This is a genomic window from uncultured Xylophilus sp. (assembly GCA_913776965.1).
Lineage (GTDB): Bacteria > Pseudomonadota > Gammaproteobacteria > Burkholderiales > Burkholderiaceae_C > Xylophilus.
In genome coordinates, this window is the sequence record CAJYQL010000025.1 from 34,903 (window position 1) to 54,356 (window position 19,454).

Annotated in this window: 23 protein-coding genes and 1 pseudogene; 9 read left to right on the plus strand and 15 right to left on the minus strand. The window is 67.1% G+C overall.

Annotated features, from left to right (window positions below):
- Positions 1-25 precede the first annotated feature (25 nt).
- Genes purF through folC form a run of 4 tightly spaced genes read right to left on the minus strand, consistent with a single transcriptional unit; the run spans position 26 to position 4,362 of the window.
- On the minus strand, positions 26-1,537 hold the full coding sequence (purF, locus tag QZ500_RS03815; protein ID WP_295851048.1) for an amidophosphoribosyltransferase: 1,512 nt from the start codon (positions 1,535-1,537) through the stop codon (positions 26-28).
- Between the two features lie 15 nt (positions 1,538-1,552).
- Complete coding sequence (locus QZ500_RS03820) at positions 1,553-2,038, minus strand: CvpA family protein (RefSeq protein WP_295851052.1); 486 nt, start codon at positions 2,036-2,038, stop codon at positions 1,553-1,555.
- Positions 2,039-2,050: 12 nt separating this feature from the next.
- Complete coding sequence (locus tag QZ500_RS03825) at positions 2,051-3,028, minus strand: SPOR domain-containing protein (RefSeq protein ID WP_295851054.1); 978 nt, start codon at positions 3,026-3,028, stop codon at positions 2,051-2,053.
- 11 nt (positions 3,029-3,039) lie between these two features.
- Complete coding sequence (folC, locus tag QZ500_RS03830) at positions 3,040-4,362, minus strand: bifunctional tetrahydrofolate synthase/dihydrofolate synthase (protein ID WP_295851380.1); 1,323 nt, start codon at positions 4,360-4,362, stop codon at positions 3,040-3,042.
- 24 nt (positions 4,363-4,386) lie between these two features.
- On the opposite strand from folC, the gene QZ500_RS03835 reads away from it, so the two are divergent.
- Both QZ500_RS03835 and QZ500_RS03840 read left to right on the plus strand, forming a co-directional pair.
- Positions 4,387-4,737 (plus strand): Spx/MgsR family RNA polymerase-binding regulatory protein, encoded by a 351-nt coding sequence (locus tag QZ500_RS03835; RefSeq protein ID WP_295851057.1) that lies wholly within the window; start codon positions 4,387-4,389, stop codon positions 4,735-4,737.
- A gap of 145 nt (positions 4,738-4,882) precedes the next feature.
- Positions 4,883-5,614 (plus strand): hypothetical protein, encoded by a 732-nt coding sequence (locus QZ500_RS03840; protein WP_295851060.1) that lies wholly within the window; start codon positions 4,883-4,885, stop codon positions 5,612-5,614.
- A gap of 107 nt (positions 5,615-5,721) precedes the next feature.
- Here the strand turns inward: QZ500_RS03840 and QZ500_RS03845 are convergent, their stop codons facing one another.
- Together QZ500_RS03845 and QZ500_RS03850 are read right to left on the minus strand one after the other, a co-directional pair.
- On the minus strand, positions 5,722-6,564 hold the full coding sequence (locus QZ500_RS03845; RefSeq protein WP_295851062.1) for an anti-sigma factor: 843 nt from the start codon (positions 6,562-6,564) through the stop codon (positions 5,722-5,724).
- A 39-nt stretch (positions 6,565-6,603) separates the two neighbouring features.
- Positions 6,604-7,191, minus strand: coding sequence for a sigma-70 family RNA polymerase sigma factor (locus tag QZ500_RS03850; RefSeq protein ID WP_295851064.1), 588 nt, complete (start codon positions 7,189-7,191; stop codon positions 6,604-6,606).
- Between the two features lie 111 nt (positions 7,192-7,302).
- Between QZ500_RS03850 and QZ500_RS03855 the strand changes: the two genes are divergently transcribed.
- Positions 7,303-7,623 carry a pyrimidine/purine nucleoside phosphorylase gene (locus QZ500_RS03855; protein WP_295851066.1) on the plus strand — a complete coding sequence of 107 codons (321 nt, stop codon included), beginning with the start codon at positions 7,303-7,305 and terminating at the stop codon, positions 7,621-7,623.
- Between the two features lie 20 nt (positions 7,624-7,643).
- A complete protein-coding gene (gene argG / locus QZ500_RS03860) occupies positions 7,644-8,990 on the plus strand; it encodes an argininosuccinate synthase (protein ID WP_295851069.1) in 1,347 nt (448 codons plus the stop codon).
- A gap of 537 nt (positions 8,991-9,527) precedes the next feature.
- Here argG and QZ500_RS03865 read toward each other — a convergent pair.
- The 4 genes from QZ500_RS03865 to QZ500_RS03880 all read right to left on the minus strand — a co-directional run bounded on the left by QZ500_RS03865 (position 9,528) and on the right by QZ500_RS03880 (position 11,436).
- Positions 9,528-9,995: a hypothetical protein gene (locus tag QZ500_RS03865; protein ID WP_295851071.1), complete on the minus strand. Its 468-nt coding sequence runs from the start codon at positions 9,993-9,995 to the stop codon at positions 9,528-9,530.
- A 72-nt stretch (positions 9,996-10,067) separates the two neighbouring features.
- Positions 10,068-10,526, minus strand: a complete 459-nt coding sequence (locus QZ500_RS03870) for a hypothetical protein (protein WP_295851075.1) — start codon at positions 10,524-10,526, stop codon at positions 10,068-10,070.
- A gap of 95 nt (positions 10,527-10,621) precedes the next feature.
- A complete protein-coding gene (locus QZ500_RS03875; RefSeq protein WP_295851078.1) occupies positions 10,622-11,059 on the minus strand; it encodes a hypothetical protein in 438 nt (145 codons plus the stop codon).
- Between the two features lie 128 nt (positions 11,060-11,187).
- Positions 11,188-11,436 carry a hypothetical protein gene (locus QZ500_RS03880; protein WP_295851080.1) on the minus strand — a complete coding sequence of 83 codons (249 nt, stop codon included), beginning with the start codon at positions 11,434-11,436 and terminating at the stop codon, positions 11,188-11,190.
- A 324-nt stretch (positions 11,437-11,760) separates the two neighbouring features.
- On the opposite strand from QZ500_RS03880, the gene QZ500_RS03885 reads away from it, so the two are divergent.
- Positions 11,761-11,967, plus strand: a complete 207-nt coding sequence (locus QZ500_RS03885) for a hypothetical protein (RefSeq protein ID WP_295851082.1) — start codon at positions 11,761-11,763, stop codon at positions 11,965-11,967.
- Between the two features lie 80 nt (positions 11,968-12,047).
- On the opposite strand, the gene QZ500_RS03890 is transcribed toward QZ500_RS03885, so the two are convergent.
- Complete coding sequence (locus tag QZ500_RS03890) at positions 12,048-12,434, minus strand: hypothetical protein (RefSeq protein ID WP_295851085.1); 387 nt, start codon at positions 12,432-12,434, stop codon at positions 12,048-12,050.
- A gap of 123 nt (positions 12,435-12,557) precedes the next feature.
- On the opposite strand from QZ500_RS03890, the pseudogene QZ500_RS03895 reads away from it, so the two are divergent.
- A pseudogene (locus QZ500_RS03895) lies at positions 12,558-13,598 on the plus strand (integron integrase).
- 71 nt (positions 13,599-13,669) lie between these two features.
- Here the strand turns inward: QZ500_RS03895 and murB are convergent.
- Positions 13,670-14,728 (minus strand): UDP-N-acetylmuramate dehydrogenase, encoded by a 1,059-nt coding sequence (gene murB, locus QZ500_RS03900; protein WP_295851087.1) that lies wholly within the window; start codon positions 14,726-14,728, stop codon positions 13,670-13,672.
- Between the two features lie 48 nt (positions 14,729-14,776).
- Between murB and QZ500_RS03905 the strand changes: the two genes are divergently transcribed.
- The 3 genes from QZ500_RS03905 to QZ500_RS03915 all read left to right on the plus strand — a co-directional run bounded on the left by QZ500_RS03905 (position 14,777) and on the right by QZ500_RS03915 (position 17,101).
- Positions 14,777-15,445, plus strand: a complete 669-nt coding sequence (locus QZ500_RS03905; protein WP_295851091.1) for a TIGR02281 family clan AA aspartic protease — start codon at positions 14,777-14,779, stop codon at positions 15,443-15,445.
- A 105-nt stretch (positions 15,446-15,550) separates the two neighbouring features.
- Positions 15,551-16,036 carry a YajQ family cyclic di-GMP-binding protein gene (locus QZ500_RS03910; protein WP_295851096.1) on the plus strand — a complete coding sequence of 162 codons (486 nt, stop codon included), beginning with the start codon at positions 15,551-15,553 and terminating at the stop codon, positions 16,034-16,036.
- A gap of 57 nt (positions 16,037-16,093) precedes the next feature.
- Positions 16,094-17,101: a phosphodiesterase gene (locus QZ500_RS03915; RefSeq protein WP_295851100.1), complete on the plus strand. Its 1,008-nt coding sequence runs from the start codon at positions 16,094-16,096 to the stop codon at positions 17,099-17,101.
- Positions 17,102-17,140: 39 nt separating this feature from the next.
- On the opposite strand, the gene plsY is transcribed toward QZ500_RS03915, so the two are convergent.
- Genes plsY through QZ500_RS03930 form a run of 3 tightly spaced genes read right to left on the minus strand, consistent with a single transcriptional unit; the run spans position 17,141 to position 19,359 of the window.
- On the minus strand, positions 17,141-17,767 hold the full coding sequence (gene plsY, locus QZ500_RS03920; protein ID WP_295851102.1) for a glycerol-3-phosphate 1-O-acyltransferase PlsY: 627 nt from the start codon (positions 17,765-17,767) through the stop codon (positions 17,141-17,143).
- Positions 17,768-17,798: 31 nt separating this feature from the next.
- Positions 17,799-18,290 carry an aminoacyl-tRNA deacylase gene (locus QZ500_RS03925; protein WP_295851104.1) on the minus strand — a complete coding sequence of 164 codons (492 nt, stop codon included), beginning with the start codon at positions 18,288-18,290 and terminating at the stop codon, positions 17,799-17,801.
- Positions 18,291-18,297: 7 nt separating this feature from the next.
- Positions 18,298-19,359, minus strand: coding sequence for an aldo/keto reductase (locus tag QZ500_RS03930; RefSeq protein WP_295851107.1), 1,062 nt, complete (start codon positions 19,357-19,359; stop codon positions 18,298-18,300).
- Positions 19,360-19,454 lie beyond the last annotated feature (95 nt).

Sequence of the window (19,454 nt, forward strand, 5' to 3'; positions counted from 1 at the left end):
AGTCGGTTCGGTTGCGTGGCGCCGGTCAGGCGTCCTGGGCGTTGGGCAGTGCGAGGCGCGAGGTGTCTTCCTCGGCGAACGGCTCTTCCTGGCCGACGCGCGCCTCGTTGATCTTCACGATGTCGTCGGAGGTGATGTCGCCGGTCACGTAGATGCCGTCGAAGCAGGAAGCGTCGAAGCCGTCGAGCTTCGGGTTCAGCGCGGCGACGGCCTTCTTCATCGCGTCCACGTCCTGGTAGATCAGCGCGTCGCAGCCGATCAGGGCGCGCACTTCTTCCAGCGAACGGTTGGCCGCCACCAGCTCGGTGCTGGTCGGCATGTCGATGCCGTAGACGTTCGGGTAGCGCACCGGCGGCGCAGCACTCGCCATGTAGACCTTTCGGGCGCCGGCGTCGCGCGCCATCTGCACGATCTCGCGGCTGGTGGTGCCGCGCACGATCGAGTCGTCCACCAGCAGCACGTTCCGGCCCTTGAACTCGCTGCCAATGACGTTGAGCTTCTGCCGCACCGACTTCTTGCGCACGCCCTGCCCCGGCATGATGAAGGTGCGTCCGACATAGCGGTTCTTGACGAAACCTTCGCGGTACGGAATGCCGAGCAGGTGCGCCAGCTGCGTCGCGCTCGGGCGGCTCGATTCCGGGATCGGGATGACCACGTCGATCTCGTTGGGCGGCACGGTCGACACCACGCGCTTGGCCAGGGCCTCGCCGAGGTTGAGGCGCGCCTGGTAGACCGAAATGCCGTCCAGCACCGAGTCCGGCCGGGCGAGATACACAAATTCAAAGATGCACGGGTTGAGCCGCGGCGCCTCCGCGCACTGCTGCGACAGCACCTTGCCGTCGGTGTTGATGAAGACGGCTTCGCCAGGGGCGATGTTGCGATCGAGCGTGAAACCGGAGCCTTCGAGCGCCACCGATTCGCTCGCGACCATCACCGTGCCGTCCTTGGCGCGGCCGATGCACAGCGGCCGGATGCCGTGGGGATCGCGGAACGCCAGCAGGCCGTGACCGGCGATCAGCGCGATCACCGCATAGGAGCCCTTCACGCGGCGGTGCACCGCACGCACTGCGGCGAACACCTCATCGGCATGCAGCGGTGCGCCGCGTGTCGCCTTCTCCAGTTCGTGGGCGAAGACGTTGAGCAGGACTTCGGAGTCGCTGTCGGTGTTGGTGTGGCGGTGATCGGTGGAGAACAGCTCGCCGCGCAGTTCCTTGGCATTGGTCAGGTTGCCGTTGTGCACCAGCACGATGCCGAAGGGCGCATTCACGTAGAAGGGCTGCGCCTCTTCTTCGCTGTAGGCGTTGCCGGCGGTCGGGTAGCGCACCTGGCCCAGTCCGACGTCACCCGGCAGCGCGCGCATGTTGCGGGTGCGGAAGACGTCGCGCACCATGCCCTTGGCCTTGTGCATGAAGAACTTGCGCTGCTGCTGGGTGACGATGCCGGCAGCGTCCTGTCCGCGGTGCTGAAGCAGCAGCAGCGCGTCGTAGATTAGTTGATTGACGGGAGCGTTACTGACAACGCCGACGATTCCACACATGGGGGTCCACCTTCATCAGGGAAAAAATTGTCCGAATGCCGCGGGCAGCACCGGCTTCACGCCATCCAGTGCATCCCGCAGCAGCGGTGCTGCCTGCGATTCCTGCCACCATGCGCTGTCGCGCAGGGCCGTCGTCTCCACCACTACCGCCAGCGCCAGCAGCAGCACGGCTGCCCGCACCAGCCCGAAGGCCGCGCCGAGCGTGCGGTCCACCGGGCCGAGCCCCACCGTCGTGACCAGCCGCCGCAGCAGCGAGGCCACCAGGCCGCAGCCGAACGCCGCCGCCACGAACACGATCACGAAACCCGCCGCATACCGGGCCGAATCGCCCGGCTGCCCGAACGGCAGCCGGTCCGCCACGTCCTGCGCCCACCACTGCGCCAGCAGGAACGCGATCACCCAGCCGGCCAGCGAGAGCACCTCGTACACCAGCCCGCGCCAGAGCCCGAGCAGGAAGGACGCGACCAGCACGGTCGCCAGGATCCAGTCGATGGCCGTCACCGGCGCTTCTCGCTACAAGCTGAGGATGCTCGCGGGCAAATCCAGCCCCCGGATGCGGGCGGCCGCCTTGTCGGCTTCGGCACGGCTCATGAACGGACCGACCCGCACCCGGTGGCGCTTGCCGTCTTTGGTCTCAACCGTCTGCACGTAGGTCTTGAGGCCGCCGCGGCTCAGCTTGCCGCGCGCCTCCTGCGCCTTATCGGCATCGCCGAAGGCGCCCACCTGGACGACGAACCGACCCTCCGCCGCGGCAGCCGCGGTCGAAGCAGCTGCCGGCGCTGCGGCCACGGCGAGGTCGCTGCGGCCTTCCAGCAGCGCCCGGGCGCGGGCCGCCTCGTCCACCCGCAGCGCGGCCGGGCGTTCCGGCTTGGGCTCGGGGCGGGTCTCGGGCTTGGATTCGGTGCGTGCCTCGCGGCGCGGCTCGGCGGGTTTGGCGGTCTCGGCCGCGGGCTTCGCCGGCTCGTTGCGGGCCGCAGGTTCCTTGCGGGCGGCCGGCTCCTCCGCCGGCTTGCGCGGCAAAGACGATGCGACGACTTCTTCGTTGTCGTCGAGCCCGTTGGCATTGGCACCGCGCTGCGCGGTGGTCGGAGCGGCAACGGAAGCCGCCGGCACTACGGCAGTCGCAGCGGCCGGTGCCGACGTAGTCGCTGACGCGGCGGGAGCGGTGCTACCCGCCTCCACGGTCCCGCCGGACGCCCGGGCGCCGGGCATGACCAGCGCAGGCGCCTGGTTGCGGTCGGGGATCGCGATGGGAATGTCGACCGGAATCGGCCGCGGCTGCGTATCGAACAAGACCGGGAAGCCCACGACACCGACCACCAGCAGCACCGCAGCGCCGATCAGCCGGTGGCGTGCCCGGCGGCGCAGCGTCTCGGCGCTTTCGGCGGGCGGCGGCGTGGCGCGCCGCGAACGGCCCGACCGGCGGGCATCCTGCTGCCGGCCATCGTCCTGTTCGCCGCGTCCGGGCCACCGGAACTTGAAAAAAGCCATGAGAAGGGGAGCTAGCCGAGGTGCTTGGCCGTGAGGCGGGGGACGCCGTTCGCGAGCACACCGCCGACGGTGTAGAACGATCCGAAGACGACGATTCTATCAGCGGGGTCTGCGGCGGCGACCGCCGCGTCGAGCGCCTGCTGCGGTGCCGCATGGGCCGATGCGGGCACCGCGCGGCGCCCGCCGGCGACCATCTGCAGCGCGTTCCATTTGGCGCATAGCCGGGCGCTGGTTTCGGCCCGCGGCGTGGGCAGGTCGCAGAAATACCACCGGTCCACCAGCGGGCCGACGCGGCCGAGCATCGTGCCCAGATCCTTGTCACCCATCGCGCCGAAGACCGCATGGGTGGTCGGGAAGAAGCCCATCGCGTCCAGGTTCTCGGCGAGCGCCGCGACCGAATGCGGGTTGTGCGCCACGTCGAGCACCAGCGTCGGCTGGCCCGGCACGATCTGGAAGCGGCCCGGCAGTTCGGCCCGCGCCAGACCGGTGCGGATCGCTTGCGCGGTGACCGGCACCCGGTCGCGCAGCGCCTCGAAGGCTGCCAGCACGCCGGCGGCGTTGACCAGCTGGTTCGCGCCGCGCAGCGCCGGATAGGCCAGCCCGCTGAAACGCCGGCCGCGTCCGGCCCAGCCCCACTGCTGCTTGTCGCCCGAGACGTTGAAGTCGCGGCCGGCCTGCCACAGGTCGGCGCCGACCGCCGCGGCATGCGCGGCCACGCTGGCAGGCGGCATCGGGTCGCTGACGATCGCCGGCCGGCCGGGCCGCATGATGCCGGCCTTTTCGAAGCCGATCGCCTCGCGGGTGTTGCCGAGGAATTCCGTGTGGTCGATGTCGATGCTGGTGATCACCGCGCAGTCGGTATCGACAATGTTGGTCGCATCCAGCCGGCCGCCGAGCCCGACCTCCAGCACCACCAGGTCCAGCCCCGCCTGCGACAGCAGCCGCAGGATGGCCAGCGTCGTGAATTCGAAGTACGTCAGGCTGACCGCATCGCCACCTTCGGTCCGGGCCTGTTCGACAGCCGCGAAATGCGGCACCAGCGCGCCGGGCGACACGATGTCGCCGTTCACCCGGCAGCGTTCCTCGAAGCGCACCAGGTGCGGCGAGGTATAGAGCCCGGTCTTCCAGCCGGCGGCCAGCGCGATCGATTCCAGCATCGCGCAGGTCGACCCCTTGCCGTTGGTGCCCGCCACGGTCACCACCGTGGCCGCGAAGCGCAGGTCGAGCCGCTGCGCCACGGTGCGAACCCGGTCGAGGCCCATGTCGATGGTGGTCGGGTGCAGCCGTTCGCAGTGGGCCAGCCAGTCGTCGAGTGTGTGCATAAGGGCCGGGATTGTCGCCCACGGCACAATCCGCGGATGGTCACGCTCTACGGCATCCCCCACTGCGACACGGTCAAGAAGGCGCGCGCCTGGCTGGCGGACCGGCAGGTGGACGTCCGCTTCCACGACTTCAAGAAAAGCGGCGTGCCGGCCTCTGCCCTGCCGGCCTGGATGGCGGCGGTCGGCCGCGACCGGCTGCTGAACCGGCGCGGCACCACCTGGCGCGGCCTGGACGCGGCGGCCCAGGCGGCTGCCGGCACCGATGCCGGCGCGGTGGCGCTGATGCAGGCGCAGCCGAGCATCGTCAAGCGTCCGGTCGTCGAATGGCCCGACGGCACCGTGACGGTCGGGTTCGATGCGGACGACTGGGCGCGCCGCATCGCCTGACTCCGGCCCTGCCGCCGCGGCGCATTCATCCGCCTTTACGGGGCTTTACCGGGCTTTACCTGCGGGCAGCATCGGGAACTCCCGCCCCGCTTCTACACTCCCAGCACGCAGCCGGCGCACGCGCGCCGCACGCAAGGAGTTGACGATGACACGAGTTCTTTTGCTGTCGGCCGTGGCAGCCGCGGCCGCCGCCGCATCGGGCGCTGCCCTGGCGCAGGACCGGGGCGCCGGCCGCGAAATGGGCCGGGTGTTGTCCACCACGCCGGTGATGCAGCAGGTCGCCGTGCCGCAGCAGGTCTGCGGTACCCAGCAGGTCGTCACCCAGGCGCCGCGCACCGGCGCCGGTGCGGTGATGGGCGCGCTCGCGGGCGGCGCCCTGGGCAACGCGATCGGCAACGGCGGCGGACGGGCTGCGGCGACCGCGCTCGGCCTGTTCGGCGGCGCGGTGCTCGGCAACCAGGTCGAAGGCGGCTATCCGCAGGTGCAGAATGTGGCGAACTGCGTCACCCAGACCACCTACGAGAACCGCACCGTCGGCTACAACGTCACCTACGAATATGCGGGCCGGCAGTACACGACGCAGATGGCCAGCGACCCGGGCCAGTGGGTGCCGGTGCAGGTGGGTGCGGTGTCCGACACCTACGCCACCCCCGCCCCGCAGGCCGCCTATGCGGTGCCGCCGACCTATCCGCAGCCGGGCTATGTGGCGCCGGCCTACGCGCAGCCGGCCATCGTGCAGTCGAGCGTCGTCGTGCCCTACGGACCGCCGCCGGTGGTCTATGCGCCCAGCTACTACCGGCCGGCGCCGGTCTACGCGGCGCCGCTGGGCGTGTCGCTCAACCTGGGTTACAGCCGCGGGTACGGCCACTGGCGTTGAACGGGGCGCCCCGCCGAATCAAAAAGTAGCCGCACGGCTCCTTTTTTGATGGTTTCAGGCCTTTTGCACAGGTGGTCTCTGCGCACGCAGCTATCTTTTCGATAGCATCACAGCGTCGTCTTCAGCAGCGCGCCCTTGAAGAGGATCGGCCCGGTCGGCCCGCCGCCAGCCGGTGCGCCGCCCTTGGGCTCCAGCGAGATCGCCAGCTGCGGCACCGGCGCAACCTGTGCCTCGGCGGCGGTCAGGCGGCTCAGCGGTGCGTTCGTGCCCATCACGCCCAGCGACTGCGGGCTGCCGCCCGGCGGCAGCGCCCAGAGTTCGAGCGATTGGTCGGCCGTCTCCTGGAACCCGCTGCCGACGCGCTTGAGCGTCAGGCTGCGCCGAACCGGATCGAAGGTGACCAGCACCGCCGGGGCGGCCTGGTCGTTCGACAGCACGGCGACGTATTCGATCTGCGGTGTCGTCTGCAGCTGCGCGCTCAGCGTTTGCTTCTCGCGGGTGGCCTGCGCCAGGTTCTGCGACGCGAGCGCCAGCGCCGCGCCGCGCCGGTCGGCTTCGCCGTCGAGCCGGATGCCGACCACCACCGCCACCACGGTCGCGAGCGCCCCGGCGAACGCCGCACCCCGCCACAGGCCGAGCGACCGTCGCAGCCGCGCGAGCAGATCGTCGGCCGGGCCGGCAGCGGCACGCGGCGCCGGTGCATTCGCGGCCGGCAGGCGCGACGGCAGCTGGTTCTCGATCCGCTTCCAGACGTTCGGGCCGGGCACATGGGCCGGCTGCAGTTCGGTCAGCGCCGCGAGCGTCTCCTGCCAATAGAGCGCCCGGGCGCGCACGCCGGGGTTGTCGCGGGCCATCTGCTCGAAGCGGCGCCGTGCGCCCGCGCGCAGGGTGCCGAGCGCATGGCTGGCCGCCAGCTGGTCGAGCAGGTTGGGGTGGCGCAGCAGGTTCATGGTTCGTCCTCTCGTGCTCTCGATTTGCGGGCGACCGGATCAGCCCGCGTAACGCGCCATGCAGCCGCGCAGCTGTTCCAGGCCCCGGCGGATCCAGGTCTTCACCGTCCCGAGCGGCAGCTGCAGCTGGTCCGACAGTTCGCCGTGGCTCAGGTCGCGCAGGTAGGCCAGGCTCACCACCTCGCGCTGCTTGGCTTCCAGCCGCGACAGGCACTGGTGCAGCGCCCAGGCCTGCTCGCTCGCATGGGCCGCGTCCAGCGGGTCGGTACCGTCGCCGGCCACCGTCTCCTGGATGAAGTCGTCCAGCTCCACGCCCTGGTCGGCCCGCTCGCTGGTGCGCCGACGCAGGAAATCCAGTCCCCGGCTGCGCACGATCACGCCCATCCAGGCCATCGGCGGGCTGAGGGCGGCGCGGTAGTCGCCTGCGATGCGCCAGATATTCAGATAGGCGTCCTGCAGCACATCCTCCGCCCAGCTTCGGTTGCCCGTCACCTTGACCGCCAAGCCGTACAGCTTGGACGATGTCAGGTCGTAGAGTTCCTTCAGCGCAGCCTGCGCGGCGGAATCCTGGACGGCGATGCGGTGCATGAGGGCGATGAGATGGTCGTCGGAGCGGTCGTGCGGCATGGCGGCGATTGTGGCCGAGCGCCGGCCGTTCCCGGGGATACGCACCGGGCGGGCCGACGGATGCGGCGGCACCTAAAATCGCGGGTTTTGTCTCCAGCCGAGAAGCGCACCATGAGCAGCACCGACCAGATCGACGGCGTCACCGTCACCACCAAGGCCAACGTCTATTTCGACGGCAAGTGCGTGAGCCACGGCATCACGCTGGCCGACGGCACGAAGAAGTCGGTCGGCGTGGTGCTGCCCGCGACGCTGACCTTTAACACCGGCGCGCCCGAGATCATGGAATGCGTGGCCGGCGGCTGCGAATACAAGCTGGCCGGCACCGATGCCTGGATCGCGTCCGGCCCGGGCGAGAAGTTCGACGTGCCCGGCAACTCCAGCTTCGAGATCCGCGTGACCGAGGCCTACCACTACATCTGCCACTTCGGCTGATCCGGCGACGCAGCACCACCATGTCCACCATCCTGCAAAACGTTCCCGCCGGCCAGAAGGTCGGCATCGCCTTCTCCGGCGGCCTCGACACCAGCGCCGCGCTGCACTGGATGAAGAACAAGGGCGCCCTGCTCTATGCCTACACCGCCAACCTCGGCCAGCCCGACGAGCCCGACTACGACGAGATCCCGCGCAAGGCGATGCAGTACGGCGCCGAGAAGGCCCGCCTGATCGACTGCCGCCAGCAGCTCGCCGCCGAAGGCATCGCCGCCCTGCAGGCCGGCGCCTTCCACATCTCGACCGCTGGCGTGACCTACTTCAACACCACGCCGCTCGGCCGCGCGGTGACCGGTACGATGCTCGTGGCTGCCATGAAAGAGGATGACGTCCACATCTGGGGCGACGGCAGCACCTTCAAGGGCAACGACATCGAGCGCTTCTACCGCTACGGCCTGCTGACCAACCCGGCGCTGAAGATCTACAAGCCCTGGCTCGACCAGGCCTTCATCGACGAGCTGGGCGGCCGGTCGGAGATGTCGGCGTACATGACCGCCGCCGGCTTCGGCTACAAGATGAGCGCCGAAAAGGCCTACAGCACCGACAGCAACATGCTCGGCGCGACGCACGAGGCCAAGGACCTGGAAAGTCTGGGCACCGGCATGAAGATCGTCAACCCGATCATGGGCGTGGCCTTCTGGAAGGACGAAGTGCAGATCGCGCGCGAGGAAGTCACCGTGCGCTTCGAGGAAGGCCGCCCGGTCGCCCTGAACGGCCAGCGTTTCGACGACCTGGTCAAGCTGTTCCTGGAAGCCAACCGCATCGGCGGCCGCCACGGCCTGGGCATGAGCGACCAGATCGAGAACCGCATCATAGAGGCCAAGAGCCGCGGCATCTACGAGGCTCCGGGCCTCGCGCTGCTGTTCATCGCCTACGAGCGGCTGGTGACCGGCATCCACAACGAGGACACGATCGAGCAGTACCGGATGAACGGCAAGAAGCTCGGCCGCCTGCTCTACCAGGGCCGCTGGTTCGACCCGCAGGCCATCATGCTGCGCGAGACCGCCCAGCGCTGGGTCGCGAAGGCCGTCACCGGCGAGGTGACGCTCGAACTGCGCCGCGGCAACGACTACACGATCCTGAACACCGAGTCGCCCAACCTGACCTACGCGCCGGAACGGCTGTCGATGGAAAAGGTGGAAGACGCGCCGTTCTCGCCGGCCGACCGGATCGGTCAGCTGACGATGCGCAACCTGGACATCGTGGATACGCGGGAGAAGCTGGCGATTTATACGAATGCCGGTTTGCTGGCGGTGGGCGGGGGGATGGCACTGCCGCAGCTGGCGGATGAAGGACATCGGAAAAGCTGACGCAGGAAACAAGCGACGGGCCGTTGGCCCGTCAGCTTCCGTGCACCGCGCGGGGGCACATCGCCGTCCTGGACTGGCGCGCGAGTCGTGCGGCGCAGCGCCCTCACATTGCGAGCGCCCCGAGGAACGCCGTTCCCGCCAAGTCCGAGGGCGTCATTGGTGCTGCCCACATCTGCAAAAGGCTTGCGATGAAGGCGGCCTCTGGATCGGCGGGAAGGCAGCAGACCTTGACTGTCGCCCCCACCGGTGGCAACGGTGAACTGCCACCCGCTACGAAGGTTGAAGAGTGCTCGACTGACTTTTGGTCCGTGAACTAAACCACCGGCTAATAGGCCATCGATTCATCAATTTCGCAGTGCTTCGCTATCAATCCGCGCCACTGCTGTAGTTCCCACCTTGGATGCTGCCAAGCGCCGGGCGAAGAGCCAAGCGGCCATCACGGCGCGGGTCCAACAGACAATGATTAGGTAATAGCGAATTCAAGGCGTCCAAAGTTTTACTCGTGCGGCGCCGCGAGGCGTCCGCTTGAAAATGGGGTTAGGCTGTTGTCTTGCCAAAGAAAAGAAAGGCATAGGCAAAGCTTGCGCCATAAAACAGCCAGCACCCCAGGAAAATTTTGCTCTCCCACAAAGGCCGCAACCCTGAAAGCTGTTTTTTCCTAAGTCGCTCAGGCAGGAGTAACTGCCTTATTCGGACTGCCGCCTCGTCCGACTCGCGCTCTATCCGAGTCTCGAGCGCCTTTGCCAACTTAGTGAAAGACTTTCGCTCCGTATAACGGCTTTTGACCCGTTCGCCGAAGAGGACGACCGTAATGCCGTAAGCGACGGACTGAAATATGGGCTGAGGTACTCCCCAGCAGCCGACTGTCGAGAGGAAAAGCCATATTCCTTCGTCGTGAAGCACTCGGCGGTACTCGATGATGTGGGTGTCGAACTCCTTGAGTGCCTCATCTACGGTCGGCAAATCTGCGAGGCTCAGCGGCTGCGTTTCACTCGACGATTGCATGCTTCAAGGTTTCTGGCTCCTAACGTTCGACGTGAGGGGCCTGCCGAAGGGCAGGTTCCCTTGACGGAAGGGTCAGGCATCGCGCAATTTGCGAACAACCACGGGCAACGGCGCAGCGGGCCAGAGTTGAAGGTGATAGCGATCATTGCCTTCCAATCCGTCTTCGGACAGCGTATCCAGCTCTGCAAAGCACGCACGAACCCGATAACTTCCGGGTTCAACTCGGATGCGCGCTGCAACTGGACAGTAGTCGGTACAGCCCGCAATGACAAGATGCGGGCTTGTGACTTCCAGCGAGCACTCGACTACGTGTTGCCAAGCCCTCAAGTCGAGCGCTGGCTCGACGGCGAGAACCTCGACTGATACCGGAACGTCCATGTTCCGAACGGTGCGAATGCCGACCGTTCCAGGTGCGACCGCGAGAAGCCGGTCGACGGCTTCTTCAGTCCAGGACTCGGACAAATCGCCTTTAGCGGCCTCATCCTGCAAAGAGAACTGGAAGTAGTCGGCGAAGAGGTTGAATGTGTGCATCTTGATCGATGCCTAACGTTCGACGTAAGGGGCGGCTTGCGGCTTGCCGCAAGACGTCCCCTTGACGGAGGGGTTAGGGAACGCGTTGCGCCGCACTAGTTACCCGAAAGAACAACGACTGCCTCATGGCGAGCCGAGGCTTGCGCCAAGAACTGCAGCAAAGGCTGATAAAGCCAAGTATCGGCTCCGTGACCACTAGCTGAAAGGACGGTGTGAAGCCCAAGCTCACCCATTGATGCCAGATCGGCGGCCATAGCTTCGACTGCCGCGACACCGTGAAATGCAACCATGGGATCACCTGTTAAATCCTCTTCGCTGCGCAGGTCTCCAACGAAGAGCCTGCCCAACTGTCCCTGTGGCTTCGCTTCGCCGATTGAGTACTCCCAGGCGGGCAGTGAGTCTTGGGCATCGAGCGAGCGTGCTTCCGAGACGCCGGCATCTTGCATCGCCTGATACCAATCAGATTTGGACTTGGCCTCCTGAAAGAGCGACTCAGTCTTCGATTGAACGACGTAAAGCGTACCGATAGCCACTTGAGTTCCCTAACGTTTGACATGAGAGGCGCTTGGAGGCCGAAGGCCGGAAAGCGTCCTCTCGATGGAAGAGTTAGGCGTCGCGTTGCCTCTCTCGCGAGGCCCTGGTTCTTCTGGAACTGAAGCACTCACCTCGTGCCGCCCCTCTGCTGAATGACAGCATCGGCCACTTCCTTCGGTGCCGCAACGACTTCTGCTTGACTGGCAATTTTCTGAATCTCTGCCTCTGATAGAGGCTTGCCTTTGAGTTCAGTGGCTCTGGCTAGAAGCGCAGAAAGCGCGGGTATGTAGACGAGGACAAGTTTGTTTGGGTTGCTCTTGGCGGCCTGAACTGCATACGGGCCGACATCTCCAACTTCGAGAGTTTCCGCTGCCATTGAAGATCCTGTCGCTGCGAGAAGTGAACTGAGGAGAACCGATGAAATCCGCTTCATTTCGACGCCTAACGTTTGACATGAGAGGCGGCGCAAGGGCGCAGCCCTTGTGACGTCCTCTCGATGGAAGGGTTAGGCGCTGCCATCGAGGTCTCGTGCATCTTCGATTGATGCCCAGTCTTTCATATCGGTGACTACGCGCTTGGCAACAAAGTCAAAGACGTCATCAAACGTCTCGGAAACGATGTTCCAGGTTCGTGGCGATTCGCTCGACCCTGACCCGAATACCGGGTGAAAACAAATGACGCGATTCGCTACCTTTCCGTTATGAATCTCCAACCCCGCGAAATCATCGCAGTCTTGCCGTTGCGCGAATACCAAGACTTAACCGCGACTCACATCTTCTCGTGCAAAAGCGCGAGCGGCGAAAGCAAACTGATCAGGCTGTGTGAAGAAATGCCACGGCGTGAAGTGAACGAGTTCCTGGCACAGGAACCACCGCAGAGCATTGGGCCAATCGGAGCTGACTTTTGATCGATGCATGGTGGCTTTCTTGCGCCGCCTAACGCCTGAGTTAAGCCGCGCCGCGTAGCGGCGTCGGCTTGGACGAATTGTTAGGCCTGTGCGCTGCCATACCGCACCAGAGCATTTGTTGGTGGAAGCGTATCAGGCGTTTCGCCGCCATCAATCGACCACAGATCCAGCCCGGCAAGTAATCCGCCTTGGGCAAACACGAAGGCGCCATTGAGATGGCCAGCTGCGCTCCGCCACTGAAAATCAGAGCGGACATTCATGCCACCTCTGGGAGGCACTTTGCCAGCTACGGAAAAGTCGATGCTTGCACATCCGCAGGGGCAAAGCCGACGAACGCGCGCCAGCTTGAGTTGTTCCAAGTAGGCGGCGTTGTCCGCTTCGCCATGCGCGAGCAGCCACCGAACCAGCGCGACTTCCTCAGCCGTCAGAGCCCGATCAACTTCAATGGCTGAAGAGGTATGTGCCACAGGCCTAACTAGATTTAGACGACCACGATCCTAGCGCCGGCGGTCTGCCAAAACAACATCCATAGCGTCGCCGCGGGGAAAACACCACACCGTAGGCGTTTAGGCAAACCTAAAATTTCCCGGATGAATTCCTCGGCCGATGCCAACAATCGCACGCCCCTGCCACCAGTACCCGTCGCCGCCCCCGCGCCTCCCAAACTGCTCGACCGTCTACGTGAGCACCTGCGCGTACGGCATTACAGCATCCGGACCGAAGCCGCCTATGTGGACTGGGCCCGGCGATTCATCCTGTTCCACGGCAAACGCCATCCGCAGGACATGGGGGCAGCGGAGATCGAAGCCTTTCTGACACACCTCGCTGTCGACCGGCAGGTATCGGCATCCACGCAAAATCAGGCCAAGGCGGCAATCTTGTACCTGTATAAGCAGGTGCTGGGTGTGGATCTTCCATGGCTCGACGAAGTGGTACAGGCCTAAACGCCGAAGCGCCTGCCGGTGGTACTGACGGCATCAGAGGTCAGGGAACTGTTATTGCATATGCACGGCACGCCTGGCCTGATTGCCCAATTACTTTACGGCACCGGAATGCGTCTGCTGGAAGCCCTGCGCCTGCGCGTCAAAGACGTGGAATTCGCACGGCGGGAAATCGTGATACGCGAAGGCAAAGGCAATAAGGACCGGATCACGGTATTGCCTGAAAACCTGATTCAACCGCTGCAGCTTCAATTGCAGAAAGCCCGATTACTGCACGAAAAAGATGTAGAGGCAGGGTTGGGCCGCGTCTATCTGCCGCATGCGTTGTCGGTCAAATATCCGCATGCCGACCGGAGCTGGGCTTGGCAGTATGTGTTTCCGTCGCCCGTGCGCTCCATGGACCCACGCCCCGATGCTGCGACGGGCCAACCGATGGAGCGGCGGCACCATGTGTATCCGGAATCGGTGCAACGCGCGGTGCGCGAAGCCGCCAAGCTGACGACGATCGATAAACCCGTTAGCCCGCATGTGCTGCGCCATTCGTTTGCGACCCATCTGCTGCAGGCCGGTTACGACATCCGCACCGTGCAGGAACTGCTGGGGCATGCCGATGTCAGCACGACCATGATCTACACCCACGTGCTCAACAAGGGTGGGCGCGGCATTCTCAGCCCGCTGGATGCGCTGTAGTCGCTACGGCGGCCATCGCAAATGCGCCATGCGGCCCTAAGGCACCGGGTGCCCGACAGAGCTCCTCCCGCTCAGACCACCACCGGCTCCGGCTCCAGCCGAATACCGAAGCGCTCGTACACGCTGGTCTGGATCGCCTTGGCCAGCGTCATCACCTCGCCGCCGGTTGCGCTCGTCTCCGTCCGGGCGACGCCGCGGTTCACCAAGACCAGCGCCTGCTTCTCGTACACGCCGGCGTTGCCGACCGACTTGCCCTTCCAGCCGCAGGCGTCGATCAGCCAGCCCGCTGCCAGCTTGATGGTGCCGTCGGGCATCGGGTAGTGCACGATCTTCGGGTCGCGGGCGATGATGTCGGCGCACTGTTCGGGCGTGACCGTCGGGTTCTTGAAGAAGCTGCCGGCGTTGCCGATGACGCGCGGGTCCGGCAGCTTGGCGCGGCGCACCTCGCAGACCCAGTCGAAGATCTGCCGCGCCGTGGGATGCTCCACGCCCTCCTCCTGCCGGCGGCGCTCCAGGTCGAGGTAGCCGAGCACCGGCGTCCACGGCCGCGGAAGCCGGAAGCGCACCCGCAGGATCAGCGCGCGGCCGGCCAGGCCCAGATCGTTCGGGCCGGTGGCCGTGTGCTTGAAGATCGAATCCCGGTAGCCGAAGGCGCACTGCGCAGCATCGAGGGTGAACAGCCGGCCGGTCTGCAGGTCGATCGCGTCGAGCGAATCGAAGCGGTCCTGCAATTCGACGCCGTAGGCGCCGATGTTCTGCACCGGGGATGCGCCTACGGTGCCCGGGATCAGCGCCAGGTTCTCCATGCCGGGAAAGCCCTGGGCCAGCGTCCACGCCACCGTGTCGTGCCAGTTTTCGCCGGCACCGGCCTCGACGATCCAGGCCTTGTCGGTCGCCTCGACCAGCCGCCGCCCGCGGACCTCGACCTTCAGTACCAGCGGTTTCACGTCGCCGGTCAGCACGATGTTGCTGCCGCCGCCGAGCACGAAGCGCGGCATCGCCGCCAGCGCCGGGTCGGCCAGCACGGCGTGCACGTCCTCCTCGCCGCGGACGCGCACCAGCAGCGGGGCGCGGGCCACGATGCCGAAGGTGTTGTAGGGCTGCAGCGGGACGTTCTTCTCGACTAACATGCGCCGCATTTTCGCACCTGCATCCCGGACCGGCGGGGTGTCCGACCGATGCCCCTGCCCTTCCTTCCAATCCGCCGCGGGGTCCTGGCCCTCGTGGCCTGCGCTCTGCTGCCCGGCGGGGCGAACGCCACCGCCACGGTGACGCTGGCCGGCATTCTCGGCAGCCGGGCGCTGCTGGTGGTGGACGGCCAGACGCGCACGCTCGGCGCGGGCGAGACCGCCGGCGGCGTGAAGGTGCTGGCCGTCGGCCGTGCCGATGCGACGGTCGAGATCGCCGGGCGCCGCACCGTGCTGCAGCTCGGCGGCGCGCCGGCCACGGTCGGCGCCGCGGCACCGTCGAACGGCGGTGGCCGCCGCATCGCGATGGTGAGCGACGGCGCCGGCCACTTCCGGCCCGACGGCAGCATCAACGGCCGGCCGACGCAGTTCCTGGTCGATACCGGCGCCAGCACCGTCGCGCTCGGTCAGTCCGAGGCCGACCGGCTCGGCATCGACTACCGGCGCGGCACGCCGGTGAATATGAGCACCGCCAACGGCGTCGCTCAGGGCTGGCGCACCCGGCTGGCCACCGTGCGTGTCGGCGACGTGACGCTCTACGACGTGGACGCGGTGGTCACGCCGCAGCCGATGCCGTTCGTGCTGCTCGGCAACAGTTTCCTGAACCAGTTCCAGATGAACCGAACCAACGACGTGATGGTGCTGGAGCGCCGCTACTGACGGCCGGCCGCGCGTCGCATGCCCACACGCCGGCCTGCGGCTGGCGGCGACACCCCCGGGTCGCATACCATCGACGCTTTTTCCCGCTGGAGCCAGGAGTCCGCCATGCCCTCATTCGATACCGTCTGCGAAGCCGATCTGGTGGAGGTCCGCAACGCGGTCGACAACACCGCCAAGGAAATCGCCACCCGCTTCGACTTCAAGGGCACCTCCGCCGCCGTCGAGCTGAAGGACAAGGACATCACCATCTTCGGCGACGCCGACTTCCAGCTCGCGCAGGTCGAGGACATCCTGCATGCCAAGCTCACCAAGCGCGGTGTGGACGTGCGTTTCCTGGACAAGGGCAAGGTCGAGAAGATCGGCGGCGACAAGGTCAAGCAGGTGCTGAAAGTGAAGAACGGCATCGAGGCCGAGCTGGGCAAGAAGATCCAGCGCCTGATCAAGGACAGCAAGCTGAAGGTGCAGGCCGCGATCCAGGGCGACGCGGTGCGGGTGACCGGCGCCAAGCGCGACGACCTCCAGGCCGCGATGGCGATCCTGAAGAAGGATGTGACCGACGTGCCGCTCAGCTTCAACAACTTCCGCGACTGAGGCGCAGGCCGGCACGCACCGTCGCGCCGGCTGCCCGACAGCCCGCGGCTCTCCCCGATGGACCCCTCCTCCCGCGCCCCGGCACCGCCCGCCGACGACCCTAGCGAAGACCTGCTCGGCCAGTGGTCCGACCTGGAGGCGGGGCTGTCGATGGTGCTGGTGCAGCCGCTGGCGGTGCAGGATTTCGCGCTCAAGCTGCGCCAGTACGACCGGTGGATGCGCTGGCTGATGGAGCAGGACCCGGACATCGCGCTCTACATGCTGTTCCAGCTGGCCTCGACCTCGTCGGCCGGGTACAGCGCCTCGCACGCGCTCGTCTGCGCCGCGCTGTGCCACCTGGTCGCCGGCGAGCTGCGGCTGCCGGCGGCCGAACGCGACGTGCTGGTGCAGGCGGCGATGACAATGAACATCGCGATGACCGAGCTGCAGGACAAGCTAGCGCAGCAGAACGAACGGCTGTCGGCCGCGCAGCGCCAGACGGTCGAAGGCCATGCCTACGAAGGCGCGCTGCTGCTGCAGCGGCTGGGCGTCGCCGACCGGCTGTGCCTGGAGGTGGTGCGCATCCACCATTCCGTCGGCCAGAGCCGCCGCACGCGGGGCTGGGGCGCGCTGGAACCGGCGGACCGCCTGGCCCATGTGCTCAACGCGATCGACCGCTACGCCGCGATGATCAGCCCGCGCGTGACCCGCAGCGGCCGCAGCGCATCGGAATCGGTGCGCGCGCTGCTCGACGGACAGGGCGACTACCACGAGGAAATGGCGCAGGCGCTGCTGCGGGCGGTCGGCGTGTGGCCGCCGGGCACCTTCGTGCAGCTCGACAGCGACGAGATCGCGGTCGTGGTGCGCCGCACCGACGACGCCCGCACGCCGGCGGTCGCGATCGTGGTGGACCGCGAGGGCCGTGCGCTGCGGCAGCCGCGGCTGCATCTCACCGCGCAGGCGCCGCAGGTGCGCGCGCCGATCCCGCGCGGCCGGATCGAGACACCGCTGAACAACCTGCGGCTGCTGCAGGTCGGCGTGTTCGCCCGCCGGCATCTGGAACGCCGCGCCGGCGCACCGCGCTAGCAGCGACCTACAGCGGCAGCCGGAACCCGGGGGCTTCGCTCAGCCCTTCTTCTTGGCGCCGAGCCGCGACTCGTTGCCGGCCAGCAGCCGGCGGATGTTCGCCCGGTGCCGCCACACCAGCAGCAGCGCCATCGCAGCAATCGCCAGGGCGATGCGACGGTCCGCTTCCCAGGCGATATCGTCGCCGAACAGGTAATAGAACGGCGCAAAGGCCGCTGCCACCAGCGAGGCGAGCGACGAATAGCGGAAGAACACCGCCACGATCAGCCAGGTAAGCGCCGTCGCCAGCCCGAGCCACGGCGCGATGCCGAGCAGCACGCCTAGCGCGGTCGCCACGCCCTTGCCGCCCTGGAAGCGGAAGAACACCGGATACAGGTGGCCGAGGAATGCCGCCAGGCCGACCAGCGCGACCGTCTCGGCGCCCAGGCCCCAGTCGCCGCCCCAGAGCCGCACCACCAGCACCGGCAGCCAGCCCTTGGCCGCATCGAGCACCAGCGTAGCGATGGCCGCGGCCTTGCTGCCGGAGCGCAGCACATTGGTCGCGCCCGGATTGCCGCTGCCGTAGCCGCGCGGATCGGCCAGGCCCATCGCCCGGCTGACGATCACCGCGAAGGACAGGGAGCCGACGAGGTAGGCGGCCACGGTGGCCAGAACGGTGAGCAGCATGACGGCGGAGGGTCGGTCGAAGAACGGGCGGCTATTCTGCCAGCGCGCACTGCACCGGCCGGGCGCCGAGCAGCTGCACGCAGACCTGCGGATCGAGCCCCACCAGATAGCCGCGCCGGCCGCCGTTGATGCAGATGCGCGGCAGCGCGAGGATCGTCTCCTCGATGTAGACCGGCATCTCCCGGCGCGTGCCGAACGGCGAGGTGCCGCCCACCAGGTAGCCGCTGTGGCGGTTGGCGACCTCGGGCTTGCACGGCTCCACCGACTTGGCGCCGATCTGCCGCGCCAGGTTCTTCGTCGACACGGTGCGGTTGCCGTGCATCAGCACCAGGAGCGGCCTGGCGTCCTGGTCCTGCATCACCAGCGTCTTGACGACCGCGAACGGGTCCAGCCCCAGTACCTCCGCGCTGTGCAGTGCGCCGTCGTGCTCCAGGTACTCGTACGGGTGCTCGGTGAAATCCACGCCGTGCGCCCGCAGCAGTTGCGTGGCGGGCGTTTCGGAGACGTGCTGCTTCTTCGCCATCGTCTCGTCACTGGGCCGGGTCGCGGCATTCCAGGCGGATGCGGTCGATCTCGGCGAGCAGCTCCGGCGACAGCGTGGTGCCCCAGGCGTCCAGGTTCTCGTCGAGCTGCGCGACCGAGGTCACGCCGATGATCGTGCTCGCGACCTGCCACTTCGTGTAGCAGAAGGCCAGCGCCATCCGGGCGGGCGTCAGGCCGTGGGCGCGTGCCAGCGCGTTGTAGCGCCGGGCCGCCTCCAGGGCGGCCGGCCGGCCCCAGCGCTGCTTGCGCACCGATTCGTAGGTCGCGATGCGGGCGCCCTGCGGCGCCCCCGGCCCGGTGGTGCCCGAGGCGTCGTACTTGCCGGTCAGCAGGCCGAAGGCGAGCGGCGAATACGCCAGCAGCGACACCTCCAGCCGGTGCAGCGTTTCGTCCAGCGCGTTCTCCACGCCGCGGCTGAGCAGGCAGTACACGTTCTGCACCGACGCAACGCGCGGCAGCCCGTGCTGCTCCGCCAGCCGGACGAACTCGTGCACGCCGTAGGGCGTCTCGTTCGACAGGCCGATCGCCCGCACCTTGCCGGCCTGCACCAGCCGGCCGAGCGCTTCCAGCTGGGCGTGGATCGGCGTGTCGGAACGCTCCTTGGACGGGTCGTAGTACATCTCGCCGAAGGCCGGCACGTGGCGCTCGGGCCAGTGGATCTGGTAGAGATCGATCGTGTCGGTCTGCAGCCGGCGCAGGCTCGCCTCGCAGGAGGCGACGATGTCGTCGGCTGTCAGGCCCTGCCCCGCCCGGATCCACGGCATGCCGCGCGACGGGCCGGCCGCCTTGGTGGCCAACGTCACCCGGTCGCGCACACCGGGGCGGGCGGCGAACCAGCGGCCGATGATCGTCTCGGTGGCGCCGTAGGTTTCGGCGCGTGCCGGCACGGCGTACATCTCTGCGGTATCGAGGAAGTCCACCCCGCGTTCCAGCGCGCGGTCCAGGATCGCGTGCGCCGCGGCTTCGTCCACCTGCTCGCCGAAGGTCATGGTGCCGAGGCAGACCGGCGTGACGTGGAGCGGGCTCTGGCCGAGGCGAATCTTGTGCATAGGGGAACTCCCGAACGGATCGAAACCGGGCATTACAACAGCTTCCGGCATCCGGCGCCTTGATCGTGACGAAATCGGCATCTAGCGCTCATCCC

Excerpts from the sequence above, each read along its gene's own strand:
- plsY (WP_295851102.1), bottom strand. The coding sequence starts at position 17,767 with ATGCTGCTCACCGTTCTGGCCACCGTGGCCGCCTACCTCGTCGGCTCC.
- QZ500_RS03835 (WP_295851057.1), top strand. The coding sequence starts at position 4,387 with ATGGTCACGCTCTACGGCATCCCCCACTGCGACACGGTCAAGAAGGCG.
- QZ500_RS03865 (WP_295851071.1), bottom strand. The coding sequence starts at position 9,995 with ATGCAATCGTCGAGTGAAACGCAGCCGCTGAGCCTCGCAGATTTGCCG.
- murB (WP_295851087.1), bottom strand. The coding sequence starts at position 14,728 with ATGTTAGTCGAGAAGAACGTCCCGCTGCAGCCCTACAACACCTTCGGC.
- QZ500_RS03885 (WP_295851082.1), top strand. The coding sequence starts at position 11,761 with ATGAATCTCCAACCCCGCGAAATCATCGCAGTCTTGCCGTTGCGCGAA.
- QZ500_RS03845 (WP_295851062.1), bottom strand. The coding sequence starts at position 6,564 with ATGAACCTGCTGCGCCACCCCAACCTGCTCGACCAGCTGGCGGCCAGC.
- QZ500_RS03880 (WP_295851080.1), bottom strand. The coding sequence starts at position 11,436 with ATGGCAGCGGAAACTCTCGAAGTTGGAGATGTCGGCCCGTATGCAGTT.
- QZ500_RS03925 (WP_295851104.1), bottom strand. The coding sequence starts at position 18,290 with ATGGCGAAGAAGCAGCACGTCTCCGAAACGCCCGCCACGCAACTGCTG.
- QZ500_RS03905 (WP_295851091.1), top strand. The coding sequence starts at position 14,777 with ATGCCCCTGCCCTTCCTTCCAATCCGCCGCGGGGTCCTGGCCCTCGTG.
- argG (WP_295851069.1), top strand. The coding sequence starts at position 7,644 with ATGTCCACCATCCTGCAAAACGTTCCCGCCGGCCAGAAGGTCGGCATC.
- QZ500_RS03910 (WP_295851096.1), top strand. The coding sequence starts at position 15,551 with ATGCCCTCATTCGATACCGTCTGCGAAGCCGATCTGGTGGAGGTCCGC.
- QZ500_RS03855 (WP_295851066.1), top strand. The coding sequence starts at position 7,303 with ATGAGCAGCACCGACCAGATCGACGGCGTCACCGTCACCACCAAGGCC.
- QZ500_RS03840 (WP_295851060.1), top strand. The coding sequence starts at position 4,883 with ATGACACGAGTTCTTTTGCTGTCGGCCGTGGCAGCCGCGGCCGCCGCC.
- QZ500_RS03930 (WP_295851107.1), bottom strand. The coding sequence starts at position 19,359 with ATGCACAAGATTCGCCTCGGCCAGAGCCCGCTCCACGTCACGCCGGTC.
- QZ500_RS03825 (WP_295851054.1), bottom strand. The coding sequence starts at position 3,028 with ATGGCTTTTTTCAAGTTCCGGTGGCCCGGACGCGGCGAACAGGACGAT.
- QZ500_RS03870 (WP_295851075.1), bottom strand. The coding sequence starts at position 10,526 with ATGCACACATTCAACCTCTTCGCCGACTACTTCCAGTTCTCTTTGCAG.
- purF (WP_295851048.1), bottom strand. The coding sequence starts at position 1,537 with ATGTGTGGAATCGTCGGCGTTGTCAGTAACGCTCCCGTCAATCAACTA.
- QZ500_RS03850 (WP_295851064.1), bottom strand. The coding sequence starts at position 7,191 with ATGCCGCACGACCGCTCCGACGACCATCTCATCGCCCTCATGCACCGC.
- QZ500_RS03915 (WP_295851100.1), top strand. The coding sequence starts at position 16,094 with ATGGACCCCTCCTCCCGCGCCCCGGCACCGCCCGCCGACGACCCTAGC.